This window comes from Marinimicrobium sp. C2-29 (assembly GCF_038419845.1).
Classification (GTDB): domain Bacteria; phylum Pseudomonadota; class Gammaproteobacteria; order Pseudomonadales; family Cellvibrionaceae; genus Marinimicrobium.
This window is the reverse complement of the sequence record NZ_JBCAQT010000008.1, coordinates 82,952-97,299: the sequence shown is the minus strand read 5'-3', so window position 1 is coordinate 97,299 and position 14,348 is coordinate 82,952. Positions and strand designations below refer to the sequence as shown.

Below are 14,348 nucleotides of genomic sequence, written 5' to 3'. Positions count from 1 at the left end.
TCCTTGTAGACCCTATCTCTCCAAAGATATTGTTGGAAGTTGATTATTCTCTGGAGCAGGCGCTGACAATCAACGACGCGTTCACTCCGCCGAAACCAAAACCGTTGCACAACACGTGCTTCGACGCCTGCTGTCTGGCCGTATTGGGCACCAGGTCCAAATCCTCCACGGCCTCGTCCGCTTGGCTGAGGTTCAGCGTCGGCGGCAGGGTGCCACTGCGCTGGGCCATGACAGAGAAAATGGCTTCAATGCCCCCGGCCGCCCCCAACAGATGCCCGGTAGCGGACTTGGTGGCAGAGATGGGGATATTCCGCAGATGCTCGCCAAAAACCCTTCGCAATGACGCCACTTCGGCCCGGTCCCCCACCGGAGTGGAGGTGGCGTGAGCGTTGATGTGGTCAATCTCTTCGGGCTTCAAACTCGCCATCGCCAGCGCACGCTCTATGGCCCGCGCCGCGCCCGAGCCGTCTTCCGGGCCGGAGGTGATGTGGTGCGCGTCGGTGCTCGTGCCATAGCCGCTGATCACCGCCAGCGGCATGGCACCTCGGGCTTGGGCGTGCTCCAGGGTTTCAATAACTAAGAGCCCGGCACCTTCGCCCATCACAAAGCCGTCCCGGTCCCGGTCGAAAGGTCGGGAGGCTTCTGCGGGGGCTTCATTGCGTGTGGAAAGCGCCTTCATGGCATGGAAACTGGCAAGGGACAGCGGGTCTACACAGGCCTCCGCACCGCCAACCAGGGCCACTTCTGCTTCGCCGCTGCGAATCAGACGCATGCCGTCGCCAATGGCTTGCAGGCCGGCGGCGCAGGCGGTGACCGGACAGCCCATGGGGCCCTTGAGGCCATGACGAATGGAGACATTGCCGGCGGCCAAATTGGCCAGAAACGCCGGAACGGTAAAGGGCGAGAGTCGCTTGTACCCCCGCTGGCTCATGGTGGTCTGCGCTTGGGTGATAGTGGGGAAACCACCGATGCCACTACCGATTAACGTGGCCGAATTCGCCTGATCGCGCTCGGACTCGGGCGCCCAACCGGCTTGGGTCAAGGCCTCCTGAGCGGCCGCAAGGGCGTAGACGGTAAAGCGGTCCATCTTCTTGCGCTCTTTGGGGCTGATTACCGAGGCTTCATCCAGCCCCGCGTCCTGGTCCTGTTCATGGCTGGGCACCATGCCGGCAATGCGAACCGGGAAGTCCCCCGTGTTGAAATGCTCGATGAGACGTACGCCGGATTCGGCGGCTGTCAGGCGGCGCCAAACCGACTCGACCCCACAGCCCAGCGGGCTCACGAGGCCCATTCCGGTAATAACAATCGGTGAGTTCACATTCACTTTTGCCTCCCTTTACAATCAAGTACCAACGAGTAATGGGAGGCAGGCTACGCCGAGTTAATATATGATCAAGATAATATAATTCGCCCGGTAGAGAGTCCTGACATGCCCTATTCCAAAGCGCACAAGTCCCGCTCGAAAGACCGCATTTTGAAATCCGCCAGCGAGCTGTTTGCTCGCTACGGTTTCGACAAGGTGTCGATCGGGCAGATCATGAAACTGGCGCGGATGACACACGGCGCTTTTTACGGGCACTTCGAGTCGAAACAGGCGCTGTTCAAGGCCTACCTGGCCGATGCGTTTCAGCGAAACCGCCGCGAGCGGCTCGCCAAGGAGCCGTTTTCCATCAAGCACCTGACGGCACTGGTGACTGATTACCTTAACCTCGGGGCGCTGAAAGACCGCGCTGAACCGGGCCCGGAATCCGTGCTGTTTAACGAAATCGGCAGTGACAAGCCGGAAATTCGTCAGCTTTATGATCAAGCGTACGAGCGAATGAAAACCATGCTGGAGCGGCGCATTACCGCGCTCAGCCGGTTGAAAAAGCTGCCTTTCAAACCAGAGCCGTCCACTGTCACGGACAAGTCCCGGTCCATTCTTGCCTCCATGGTGGGGGCGGTGGCGATTGCCAAAAGCATCTCCGGTGAAGAAGAGCAGCAGCGCATTCTCGACGCTGCCCAAAAGCAGATTCTGACGATTTTGGGACTGAAGGGCGATCCGGCTCGATTGTAAGGGTAGCGGAAAGTCATTTTGTCAGGTGCGCTGTCGCTTACCAGACCTACGTGACCGCAAGGTGGTTTCTACAGCGTGCGGAAGACCTTACCCCTGAGCGGGCCGGACTTTATGCCACCACAATCGGTGAAACCCGCACCGCTGACCAAAAAACCACCAGAATGATCAGAAATCATTGCTATTGGGCCCGGGTTTTGGTATAAAACGCGCCTTTCTGCGGTTGGGTAGCCGGCTCTTGCGCCCCGAGCCCCCTCGAAATACCCCGCCCAGACCGCAAAGTGAACGAAATAGGCTGCAAAAAACACCCCGTGCCGGGCTGTGGGCCTGTTGTAAAACCGAACCCGCAGCGCAGCGCGCTGAACACGACGAGGCAAGATCATGTCCCAAGTATGTCAGGTAACCGGCAAGCGCCCTGTTACTGGAAACAACGTATCCCACGCAAAAAACCACACCAAGCGTCGTTTTTTGCCCAACCTGCACTCTCACCGCTTCTGGGTGGAATCTGAAAAGCGTTTCGTCAAGCTGAAGGTATCCTCCAAAGGCATGCGTGTTATCGACAAGCGCGGCATCGACGCCGTACTGACCGATCTGCGCGCTCGCGGCGAAAAGTTCTAATAGGAGAAACATCATGCGCGACAAGATTCGTTTGAACTCCACAGCGGGCACCGGTCACTTCTACACGACTGACAAGAACAAGCGGAACATGCCCGAGAAAATGGAAATCAAAAAGTTTGACCCCGTGGCTCGTAAGCACGTGGTCTACAAAGAAGGCAAGATCAAGTAGTTGATCGCCCTCTGCGTGACTCAAAACCCGGCTTCAGGCCGGGTTTTGTCGTTTAAGGGGGTGGAAACGTGATACTGGCCGGCAAATTTGCGCGCCGACAGTTGATCCGGTGGATCGCTGTGCGATACTTCCGCCCTGACTCATTCCAAGAGGGAGCAGTGTATGAAAACATTCTTGAGTGCCGGTGCCGTTCTGGCGCTGTTGGCCTCCCCGGTACTGGCCGATAACCAGCGGGGACCCTACGTGGGGGTCGGTGCCGTCATGGTGTCGGGCGACTCGCGAACGCCTTACGACAAGGCCGAAATGCCGGCGCTGGAACTGTCCGCCGGCTACAAATACAACGGCCTGCTGGGTGTTGAGGGGCGCATTGGCCTGGGGGTCAATGACGATCGCGATGACAGCTCGGACTACTTTGTCACCGAACAGGAAGATAATGCGTCGTTGAGTGAAATCGGACGCGAAGTGGATCAATACGCCGCCGTCTACTATCGCCCGGAGCTGATCAATCAGAAAGCGCGCCTGTACGGGCTGCTTGGCTATGCGCAGCTGGATACGGTGGTCACCCGCTGGGAGGGCAACAGCTCCGAAACAACGGATGATTCATTGTCAGGAAGCTCCTACGGGCTGGGTGTGGGCTGGTATGTTACCGACCACCTCAATTTCAACGCCGAGTACCGGCAGTTGGCCAACACGGATGACAACCGGTTTGAAACCCTGAGCCTGCAGTTCGATTATCGTTTCTAGGGTGCCCTTACGCGAGGCGCATCAGGCCGCGCCGTAGAGGACCAGGCCGAAGGCTACGGCGGTGAGCACGAACGCCAGCAGCGCCAGGGCACCATCGTAGGCGACCAGCGACAGGCCGAACATGGTCAGTACCACACCCGCCAGGGTCGCCAGAAAAGGCACGATCTCCAGCAGCGGGACTCCCAGTGCGATGACGATGCAGATCGCGGCGATGGTGTACTGGCCTGTGCCCCTCACGAAAAGAGTCAGGCGCGGCTTGACGGCACGATCAATCAGTTGCGCCGGGCGCTGCAGCCAGTGAATGCCCTGCAGCAGCCTCGCTCTTGGCACCGAACGACGCAACAACCATTGTGGCAGCCAGAAATGGTCCCGGCCCACCAGCAATTGCACCGCCACCAGCAAAACAAAGATCGCCATGGTGGTGGGAAAGCCCGGAATTCCGCTGAGTGGCGAGGTGAGAGCTGCCCCAATCACCAGCAGAAGGGGGGCGAAGGAGCGCTGGCCGACCGAGTTGACCACGGTCCCTATGGACACCCGCTCCTGGTCGGCGGATACCCGGGCAATGTGATTGAGCAGCTGTTCCAGATTCCTGGGATCTGGTTGCGCCGTGGGGAGCGGTGTCTGGTCCATGCGTTTCTATTCCGAGTGTTGGGCGAGCGTCAGTCTCTATTTTCCCGAATTGTGGGTCCTTTAAGCAAATTCGCGATTAACGCGCTCGCGCCTCCCCCTTCACTGGTCTTCAATCTGCTCCAATACGGGGCGCCAGCCAAACCCCCAGCCGGTAAAGCCGGAGCTGGTGGCGTGATGGCGCGAAGGCACCAGATAGCCCCGGTTCACGCCATGGTGTTTGCCGTATAGCGAGATACCTTCCTGACACCAGCTTGCCGAGCCTTTTTTACTCCCGATGTGCAGCCGGCCGTGATGAAGCGGCTCCTCGATCCAGCCATACACCGAAGGGTATCGGGCAAAATCCCCATCCGGTTGAGCCACGCCCCCGATCAGCCGGTTCCACTCGGACTCATGGTCCAGAGTGGACTCGCCGCACTCGAGCAGGCGCACCCGATAACCTCGGCCCTCCTGATCCGATACCCGGATATCAGCGCCATTCACCAGCCCCGCCTCGTCGAGTCGATCCCAGGACAGTGAATGTGCCAGAGGTTTGGCGGCCACCAGTTTGCGTTTTCCCTCGTCATCAAAGTTCAGCCAATCCGGCTCACCCTCTCCAATGCGCTCACCGTCGGTGAACCCAAGCCGATCGGCGAGGCTCTGGTCGGCGCCAAAAATTTCAGTGTTGGACTTGAGCCCGAGGTAGTCCAGGCGCCCGTCCGGCGAGCGCTGCGCGCCCTCGACCAGGGGCCGCTCTGCCACTGTCGGCTCGATGCGCTCGAGTACCGGTCGCCAGTACAGCCGGTCAGAGCTGATATGGGCGGGCGCGGCGTGAAAGCGGGAGACAAAATAATACCCCCGGGTCACCCGGTGGCCCTTCTCCTCCCAGCGGTCCCCGCACCAACTCAGGGAGCCTTCCAGTCCGACCTTGAGATCCGCATTGGTATAGGGGCGCTCGATCCAGCCATAGCGGGGTCCCCGGAAGTCCTTGTCGCCCTCGTGCACGCCGCCGATCAGCAGATTCCACTCCGACAGGTGCGCCATGGTGGCGCCGCCACAATCGAGCAGGCGCAATCGGTATTCATTGCCGTTGCGGTCCTCGATCCGGACGCTCTGCCGGTAGCGACGCCCCTGAATGCTCAGCTCGGAGTCGTCGCCGAGTGCCGCGCCGGCCCGGGCAATGCCCCACCAGGAAACCTGGTTCATCACCGGCTGTTTGGCCACCAGCACCCGCCGGCTCTCATTGTTTATACGGTATTCGAATTCTAGCCAGTCGGGCCGCTTTTCGTGAAATTCCCCCTCCGGTTCGCCAGTACGGGTCAGGGGTCGCACCTGATCGGTCAGGGCGGCCTCCGGGCCGAACAGGGAGCTCGAGCTGCGTTCACCATAGAAGGTGACTGCCACCCGTTTGCCCTCGTGAAGCGTTTTCAGGCTCTGGGGCCCGGATGGCTTCTCGCTGCAGGCGCCCAGAAGCAGGCATGCCGCCAGGAGCCCCCAAAGCGGCTTTAGGTGATGATTGCGGTGGTCTTGTAGAGTCATTATGATTTTTTGTTCACTCTCGGGTGTCAATTAAATTGTCTCTAGGATAGGGGCCCGATTGCCAAAAAGCCAGACTTCGCGGGGACTGGTATGAACTCCAGGAATCGAGAACGGCTATCTCGGTGCTTGACAGCGAAATCCACAAAACGGCCAGGCAGTTTGTGCTTTTACGTGACAATTTTTCTCTGATCACCAATTATTTTAATCTAGACACCCGCTGACATTTTAATAAAAAGAATAAAAAGCACCCGTTCTTATAGCGTTTTAATAGATGAGAAAGGAATGTCAAGACCTCATCTTTATGCCAGTTCACAATTCAGAAATTCCATTGAAATTCTCCTGCCCGGGAAAATTGTGATCCCGTTCCCCCGCGATTTTTGGGTGCTCCGACTATCGGTTATAACCGGGGGCCAAAACCCGACGATCAACACGGTATTATTGGAAAGTTGATTGCTGGCGCACAGTTTTCCTGTTAATTCCTTCCCGCTCCGTGAACAGACACTAGCACTTAAAAGCATAAAGTCTGTTGCCATTCTGACCATATTTTTTTCTGAATTGAGCTTTATTTTTGCCTTTGACATACCTGCCGCAATCTCTATTCTTGCCTCCAGCGCGAATTGCCACTGGGCTTTCGCGTGACTGATTCAAGCTATTTAACGGTCGGACGGAATCCATTTTATGAATAGCGTACTGAGTTTTATTTGTAACCAAATCGTTGCTTCCTGCTCGTATTCGGGCGACGGAGGGGCTGTGCCCAGCGTCGCCTAAAAAAGCCTCGGAAGTGGACGATGTCTCTCAACACTTTCGAGGTTTCGAATGAAAAAATCAGCTCTATCTGTGTTTTTTCTTGCTTGCGTACTAACCACGGGCCTGTGGTCCGGCCTGGCAAGCGCCGCTACCAACATCGCCCAAGGTAAAACGACCTTTGCCTCCTCGGTGAAAAATAACTCTCAGGCGCCCGAGAGGGCGGTCGATGGCGATCACGGCACCCGCTGGTCCAGCGACCACGGTGATAATGAGTGGATCACTGTGGATCTCGGGGAGCGCTATGACCTTACGGAGGCCCGGCTCTACTGGCATAACGCTTATGCCGAAGACTACGAGGTTCAAGTATCCGACGATGGCAACAGCTGGGCTGTGGTGAAATCCGTCATCGACAGTGACGGCGGTCTGGATGAACTCAGTTTTTCCGGCCAAGGCCGCTATGTGCGCATTGAGGGTTATCGCCCCGGCACCAATAGGGGGTACTCGCTCCTGGAGCTGGAAGTCTACGGCGAGCCGGTGGTGGACGACACTGACACCACGACGGGCGGCACCGACACCACGACGGACGAGACCAACACTACCACGGACGACACCACCACGAACGACACCGGTACCACCACGGACGACACCACTACCACGGACGACACCACCACCACGGACAACACCGACACCACCACGGACAACACCGACACCAGCACGGATAACCTCGCACTCCATAAGACGGCCGTTGCGTCCTCCGTTGAACATGACTACCTGGGACCCGAGCAAGCGATTGACGGCGATCCCGACACTCGTTGGTCCAGCGATTTCAGTGATCACAACTGGATCACCGTGGACCTTGAAGATCGTTACGACCTGTCAAGTATCAAGCTCTACTGGCAGAATTCCTATTCCAAGGACTACGACATCAAAGTGTCCGACGATGGCAACAACTGGACCACCATAAAATCGGTAGTCGACAGTGATGGCGGTCTGGATGAGTTGAATGTTTCCGGTCAGGGCCGTTATGTGCGCATTGAGGGTTATCGTCGCGCCACGCAATGGGGGCATTCGCTCTGGGAGCTGGAAGTCTACGGCGAGCCGGCGACCGATCCCACGGTGACCAACGTCGCGCTCAGCAAGGTGGCATTTGCGTCCTCCGTTGAAAATGACTACCTGGGCCCAGAGCATGCGATTGACGGTAATCCCGACACCCGCTGGTCCAGTGATTTCAGTGATCACAACTGGATCACCGTAGACCTGGGAAGCGAGCATGAACTTGTGGAAGCCAAACTCTACTGGCAAAACTCCTATTCCAAAGACTACGACATCAAAGTCTCCAATGACGGCAATAACTGGACCACGGTGAAGTCGGTCATCGACAGCGATGGTGGTCTGGATGAGTTGAGTTTTTCTGGCCGGGGCCGCTATGTCCGTATTGAAGGCTATCGTCGCGCCACCGAGTGGGGGCATTCGCTCTGGGAGCTGGAAGTGTACGGCTATGCGAGTGATACCGACAGCACCGGAACCGTGGAGGATTCAACGACGGTTTCCGATACCGACTCCACCGACTCGACGTCTGAGGATACGGGCAGCGTGACGGAGGATACCCAGGCGCCCACAGTTCCCGCCGGCTTGTCCGCCGTCGATGTGGGCGATACCTGGACTGCCCTGAGCTGGGACGCCGCCAGCGACGATACCGAAGTCTTCAGCTACGAGCTGTATCGCGACGGTGCACTGGTGGCCGAGTTGCTCGCGCCCACTACCAGCTATACCGACCAGGGCCTGATATCGGGGGCGAGTTACCACTATGCGGTTCGCGCCGGGGACAGCGCCGGTAACTGGTCTGGCCTGAGCGGGAGTCTGCAGGTGTCCACGACCGAAAGCACGGAGACTGTTAGCACGGTTGACGAGAGCACGACGGTCGCGGGCGCGGTCACGCTCGAATGGGTGACGCCCGATCAGCGCGCAAACGGCGACTACCTGGAATTGTACGAGATTGGTGGCTATGAAATCCGCTATCGGAATCTGGATAATTCCGTGACCGGGAGTATTGTCATTGAAGACAACGTCGCGACCTCCTACAGCTTCGAGTCTCTTGAGGGCGATTATCAATTTTTCATCGCGGTTTACGATACCAACGGCCTCTACAGTGAGTTTGTTGCTCTGGCGCCTATCTAAAATTAATCTTCTCTGAGATTCCATTGAGCCCCTCGATTCGCTTCGTGGGGCTTTTTTTATAAGAACTTCAATTACAGCATCCGGAGTAAGCATTAGACGATTTTATATTTCGATTGCAAATATAAAATCAATCTATCTATTAAGAAATAGAAAACAGTAACCGCGAATTACAATTCGGACTTATAGAAATTTCTCCCCGTTTTATCGTTTCTTTTCCATTGACTTTTCATTTTCGTGAAGTAGTGCGCGTCATTCGACGCCAGCCTCCGCCTTTGTTCGTTGCTATTCAGCCCCTCCTTGCCTTACGTTGTTACCGGTTTCAGTGACGGGGAAATTTGCCGGCTGTAACCGAAATAACAAAACATAATATTAAATTTCTGCCTTACAAGGATTGCATAGCAGCTCAATGGGTACTTTGGGTAACCGAGGGTAGCGACCCCTTCGTTTCGATTGGCGTATTTCAATAATAGCCAACCCTTTCACTGACCCGATGTAACAAAAAGAGGCAAATGCAATGAGCGTTACGACCAAAAAACGGCTCGGAGCCGCGCTGTGCGTGACAGCGCTGTCAGCCGCCATCAGTGCGCAGGCCGGGTTCCAGGTTTCCGGAACCCAGCTACTGGATGACAACGGCAACCCCTTCATCATGCGCGGGGTCAACCACCCGCACACCTGGTTTACCAATCGCACCGAGCAGGCGTTTTCCGATATCGCCAGCGTCGGTGCCAACACGGTGCGTGTGGTGCTTTCCGATGGCCAGCAGTGGTCGCGCAATAGCGCGTCCGATGTGGCGCAGGTGATCGCGTGGGCCAAAGAAAACGAACTGGTGGCGGTGCTTGAAGTGCACGATGCGACCGGCTTCGGCGAAGAGGCGCAGGCCGGAACCATTGAAAACGTGGTCGATTACTGGATCGACATTGCCCATGTGCTCGAAGGCGAGGAAGACTACGTGATCATCAATATTGCCAACGAACCCTTTGGCAATAACGTCCCGGCCAGCACCTGGGTGGACGAGCACGTCAGTGCCATTCAGCGCCTGCGTGAGGCGGGCCTCACCCACACCCTGCTGGTGGATGCCGCCAACTGGGGGCAGGATTGGGAAGGCATCATGCGTGATAACGCCTCGACCGTGGCCGCCGCCGACAGTCTGAACAACACCCTGTTCAGCGTGCATATGTATGAGGTCTACCAGGACCGGAACACGGTTGAAAGCTATGTGTCCACGTTTCTCGATACTCATGGCCTGCCGTTGATTGTGGGAGAGTTTGGCGCCGAACACTATGGCAATGAGGTCGACGCGGAATCCGTCCTCGCGGTCGCCGAGCAATACGACATCGGCTACCTGGGTTGGAGCTGGTCTGGCAACAACAGCGAAGTGGACGCACTGGATATTACCCGGAATTGGGATGTGAACAACCTCTCCTCCTGGGGCGACTTTCTGATCAACAGCAGCAACGGGCTCAGAGAAACGGCGGAGACCGCTACGGTTTACTCCGGCGAAAACGATTCGTCCAGCAGCGCTTCCAGCGCGCCCGTGAGCTCCAGTTCTTCCAGTATATCCTCCGCGAGTTCCTCCAGCGCTCCGGTGAGCTCCAGCTCGTCCAGTAGCGTTTCCAGTGCCCCCGTTCAGGGGGAGCAGTGCAACTGGTATGGAACGCCCTATCCGCTGTGTAAAGACACACAAAGCGGCTGGGGCTGGGAGAACAGTGAGAGCTGTATCGGCGTCAGTACCTGTGAGAGTCAGCCCGAGCCCTACGGTGTTGTGGGTGATTCGCCTTCCTCTTCGAGCGACAGTTCTTCCAGCGAAAGTTCTTCAGAGGGGAATACGTCGAGCAGCGCTGTCTCTTCCACCCCTTCCTCCTCTCCTGCCAGCAGCTCCTCCTCCAGCAGCACCGGGGGTGAGGGCTCCGAAAGCCAGTGTGAGTTTGTGATCAGCAACGAATGGAGTTCGGGCTACACCGGCGCCATCCGCATTCACAACGAGAGCAGTCAGGCCATCGATGGCTGGTCGGTTGATTGGGAGCTCAGCGACGGTGCCTCGATTACCAACAGCTGGAACGCCCGGGTCTCCGGAGATAACCCCTACAGCGCGACCGATATGGGGTGGAACGCCGCGGTTCAGCCGGGAGAGTCGGTCGAGATTGGCTTTCAGGTCAGCAAAGGCGAAGGGCCGGTCCAGGTGCCCGATCTGAACGGCGCCACCTGCAATCAGTAACCCGGCGTCATCCCCCGGCGCCCTGTGTGCGCGCGGTGCCGGGAACGAGCCCGTCAGGGGCAGACAGCCGCCAGTGAGCTGACTCACTGAGTGGATTAACAGGGACGTGTTGGCACAACAAAAAAGCAGTATTCATTCTCTCAAAAGCAAGCTTCAAGGAGATCAAACACAATGATAACGATATTGAAAAAAGGCAGTGGTCTGTCGGCCGTGCTCGGCCTGGCGATGGCAGCCGCCAGCCAGGGTGCAGCCGCCGAGTGTACCTACTCGGTCAGTAACGAGTGGAGCAACGGTTTTACCGCCGAAGTGTCGGTCACCAACGATGGTGCCAGTGCCATTGACGGCTGGGACGTCAGCTGGGAGTACAGCAACAACCGGATCACCAACGGTTGGAACGCTGATATTTCCGGAGACAATCCCTATACCGCCAGTGACCTGGGCTGGAATGGCGCTCTGCAGCCGGGCCAGACCGTCTCCTTCGGTTTCCAGGGCGAGACCAACGGCGGCTCCGTCGAGCAGCCGGAACTCGAAGGCACCGTCTGCGGTGACAGCGGTGGCACCAGTTCCTCCAGTACGGCCAGCTCTGAGCCGGATCAGTCCAGTTCCTCGGCCAGCAGTGAGCCCGAGGAAACGGGCCAGCAGTGTAATTGGTATGGCACCACTTACTCGCTGTGTGAGACCACCCAGAGTGGCTGGGGTTGGGAAGACGGCGAGAGCTGTATTGCGCGCAGCACCTGTGAATCGCAGCCCGAGCCCTACGGCGTGGTGGGCGAGGATTCATCCAGCAGCGAATCCAGCGTAGCGTCTTCCAGTAGCTCCGCAGGGGAGTCTTCAAGCAGCTCCAGCGTCAGCAGCTCTGTGAGCTCCTCCAGCCAGAGCAGCGCGGTGAGCAGCTCAAGCAGCTCTTCCAGTAGTGCACCTGATGGGGACTACGAGCGGGTCGATAACCCCTTCGCCGGTACTGAATGGTACGTCGATCCGGTCTGGGCCGAAAAAGCCATGGGCGAGCCCGGTGGTGAGGCGATTGCCGGCTACAATACCGCTGTGTGGATGGATCGTATTGGTGCGATTACCGACGGCATCGGCCTGAAAGGTCACCTGGATGAAGCCGTCAACCAGGGCGTCGACACCTTCATGTTTGTGGTGTACAACCTGCCCAACCGCGATTGCAACGCACTGGCTTCCAACGGCGAGTTGCTGATTGACGAGAACGGTTTCGAGATCTATCAGCAGGACTACATTGCTCCGATCAAGGAGATCCTGTCTCAGCCCAAGTACAGTGACCTGCACATCGTGGCCATCATCGAGGTGGACTCTCTGCCCAACCTGGTGACCAACACCGACGTGCCTTCCTGTCAGGAAGCGGCCGGTCCCGGCGGTTATGTTGACGGCATTCAGCACGCCCTGAACGAGCTGAGCGACCTTCCCAACGTATACTCTTACGTGGATATTGCCCACAGTGGCTGGCTCGGCTGGAGTGACAACTTTTCCGAAGCGGTTCAGCTGATCGGTGACACCGTCAAGGGCACTGAGAAAGGCGTTGATAGCATTGCCGGTTACGTGACCAACTCGGCCAACTATACGCCTCTGGAAGAGCCCTATCTGCCCGATCCCAGCCTGCAGGTAGGCGGTCAGCCGGTGCGCTCAGCGTCTTTCTACGAATGGAACCCCTACTTCGGTGAGCTGGAGTTCGCTCAGGACTGGCGCGATGCCATGATCCAGAGCGGCTTCCCGAGTGACATCGGTATGCTGATCGATACCGGTCGCAACGGCTGGGGTGGACCGAATCGTCCCGAGGGTGTATCCGACAGCAGCGACCTGGACACCTATGTAGACGAGTCGCGCATCGACCGTCGCTACCATCGCGGCAACTGGTGTAACCAGCCCGGCGGTGTGGGCGAGCGTCCGCAGGCCAACCCGGAGCCGGGTATCGATGCCTATGTCTGGGTGAAGCCCCAGGGCGAATCCGACGGCGTGTCCACTCCGGACTTCGAGGAAGACCCGAACGACCCGAACAAGCAGCACGATGGTATGTGCAACCCTGAAGAAAATAACGAGGACGCTAGTGTTCCGACAGGTGCACTGCCCAACGCTCCGCATGCGGGTCGCTGGTTCCCCGAAGCCTTCCAGTTGTACCTGGAAAATGCCCATCCGCCGCTCGATTAATTGAGCCCGGATAAGGCAATTGGAGGCGCGCGTTTAATCCCCTTTGGTCGCGCCTCCGGCACCGTCGCCCAACCGGGCGGCGGCTGCTTTTACCGTTCAACAACGTATCGTTCAACCACACTCTCAGAACAATAAACAGGGTCAACGTAAAATGACGACTCACGCTCCCGGAAACACCGGGTTTACATTTTTCCGAATTCTATGTCTTGCAGGCGTGGCACTCTGGTTGTCCGCGTGCAATACCAACGTCACGTCACCACAGAACCGTGACGGGCAGATTTATTTTGTCGCCCGCACCATCGGGCCATCCACACAGATTCAGATCGCCGGGGAATCGGGAGAAACCCGCCCCTATCTTGAAAGTCGGCACTGGCGGGACCTGCATCCGGATCGGGCGCCCGACGGCCGCGTCGTGTTCATGTCCAATCGCAAAACCGAAACAGAAATTGACCTGAGTCGCCACAGGGAGCGCTTCCAGGTATTCATGGCCGACCGCGAGGGTGAGAATCTGCGCTCGCTTACCGACACCGAGCACAGCGCCATCACTCCGACGTTCAGCCCCGATGGGCAGCGCATCGCCTATCTGCACGCCCGGCCGGATAGCGCGGAACTCTACTGGACCACCCCGGACGGGGACGAATCCAAACGCCTCATGACGGCCCGCGATATTCTCGATTACGACTGGTCGCCCGACGGCCGACAGCTGGCAGTGGTGGTGTTCGACCCGGGCCAGTCGCGCGTCGAGTTTCTGTCGGTGGGCGACGCGGACCGGGGTGCGCAGCCGGAAGCCACCCATGCCCCGGAGGGTGCCGTGGTCACCGCGGTCAGCTGGTCTCCGGATGGAAAGCAGCTGGCCTATATCGTGAATCATCCGGAGGGTTTTCGGCAGCTGTTTGTGCGCAATCTTGCCGACGGCCATACGCGCGCGCTCACCGATCGAGGTCAGCATGTGCAACAGCCGGTCAGCTGGTCCCGCGATGGACAGGCGCTGCTCTATGCCAGTCTGGTGGACTTTGAATTTTCCTACGACGAGCAGGCGCGGGAAAAAGTGTACCGGGGCAGCATGCAGCTCTTCCGGGCTGGTCTGAACGGGGAAACCCGGCAACTGACCGACGGGGACGGCCGTCATGGCGCACCGGTGTTCTCCCCCGACGAGCAGCGCATCGCCTATCTGTATGCCGACCAACTGGACGCGCGTCGGCTCTCACTGCGCACCATGAACCTCGAGGGCAGGGAAATAAAAACACTGCATGACAAGGTCGCCCCCGAGTCTTACCTGCAATGGACGCTAAACCCCAACAGGAGATAACAAC

At 58.0% G+C, this 14,348-nt stretch carries 11 protein-coding genes; 8 read left to right on the top strand and 3 right to left on the bottom strand.

From position 1 onward, the window contains the following. Positions 1 to 43 precede the first annotated feature (43 nt). A complete protein-coding gene (fabF, locus tag AAE484_RS09540) occupies positions 44 to 1,324 on the bottom strand; it encodes a beta-ketoacyl-ACP synthase II (RefSeq protein WP_341938149.1) in 1,281 nt (426 codons plus the stop codon). A gap of 105 nt (positions 1,325 to 1,429) precedes the next feature. On the opposite strand from fabF, the gene AAE484_RS09535 reads away from it, so the two are divergent. From AAE484_RS09535 to AAE484_RS09520, 4 genes are all read left to right on the top strand, one after another. Further along, positions 1,430 to 2,056 carry a TetR/AcrR family transcriptional regulator gene (locus AAE484_RS09535; RefSeq protein WP_341938148.1) on the top strand — a complete coding sequence of 209 codons (627 nt, stop codon included), beginning with the start codon at positions 1,430 to 1,432 and terminating at the stop codon, positions 2,054 to 2,056. Between the two features lie 378 nt (positions 2,057 to 2,434). Beyond that, positions 2,435 to 2,671: a 50S ribosomal protein L28 gene (rpmB, locus tag AAE484_RS09530; protein ID WP_341938147.1), complete on the top strand. Its 237-nt coding sequence runs from the start codon at positions 2,435 to 2,437 to the stop codon at positions 2,669 to 2,671. Between the two features lie 13 nt (positions 2,672 to 2,684). Continuing rightward, the gene (gene rpmG / locus AAE484_RS09525) at positions 2,685 to 2,840 is read left to right on the top strand and encodes a 50S ribosomal protein L33 (protein ID WP_024461630.1); all 156 of its coding nucleotides are present in this window, start codon (positions 2,685 to 2,687) and stop codon (positions 2,838 to 2,840) included. Positions 2,841 to 3,002: 162 nt separating this feature from the next. Next, the gene (locus tag AAE484_RS09520; protein ID WP_341938146.1) at positions 3,003 to 3,584 is read left to right on the top strand and encodes a porin family protein; all 582 of its coding nucleotides are present in this window, start codon (positions 3,003 to 3,005) and stop codon (positions 3,582 to 3,584) included. A 21-nt stretch (positions 3,585 to 3,605) separates the two neighbouring features. Here the strand turns inward: AAE484_RS09520 and AAE484_RS09515 are convergent, their stop codons facing one another. Beyond that, a complete protein-coding gene (locus AAE484_RS09515) occupies positions 3,606 to 4,214 on the bottom strand; it encodes an exopolysaccharide biosynthesis protein (RefSeq protein WP_341938145.1) in 609 nt (202 codons plus the stop codon). A gap of 99 nt (positions 4,215 to 4,313) precedes the next feature. Further along, positions 4,314 to 5,729, bottom strand: a complete 1,416-nt coding sequence (locus AAE484_RS09510; RefSeq protein ID WP_341938144.1) for a hypothetical protein — start codon at positions 5,727 to 5,729, stop codon at positions 4,314 to 4,316. 816 nt (positions 5,730 to 6,545) lie between these two features. Between AAE484_RS09510 and AAE484_RS09505 the strand changes: the two genes are divergently transcribed. From AAE484_RS09505 to AAE484_RS09490, 4 genes are all read left to right on the top strand, one after another. Beyond that, positions 6,546 to 8,654: a discoidin domain-containing protein gene (locus AAE484_RS09505; protein ID WP_341938143.1), complete on the top strand. Its 2,109-nt coding sequence runs from the start codon at positions 6,546 to 6,548 to the stop codon at positions 8,652 to 8,654. 514 nt (positions 8,655 to 9,168) lie between these two features. Beyond that, positions 9,169 to 10,869: a cellulase family glycosylhydrolase gene (locus tag AAE484_RS09500; RefSeq protein WP_341938142.1), complete on the top strand. Its 1,701-nt coding sequence runs from the start codon at positions 9,169 to 9,171 to the stop codon at positions 10,867 to 10,869. A 171-nt stretch (positions 10,870 to 11,040) separates the two neighbouring features. Then, positions 11,041 to 13,035 carry a glycoside hydrolase family 6 protein gene (locus AAE484_RS09495; RefSeq protein ID WP_341938141.1) on the top strand — a complete coding sequence of 665 codons (1,995 nt, stop codon included), beginning with the start codon at positions 11,041 to 11,043 and terminating at the stop codon, positions 13,033 to 13,035. A gap of 214 nt (positions 13,036 to 13,249) precedes the next feature. Then, entirely contained in the window at positions 13,250 to 14,344 is a 1,095-nt protein-coding gene (locus tag AAE484_RS09490) for a hypothetical protein (protein WP_341938140.1), read from the top strand. The last annotated feature ends 4 nt before the right edge of the window (positions 14,345 to 14,348 follow it).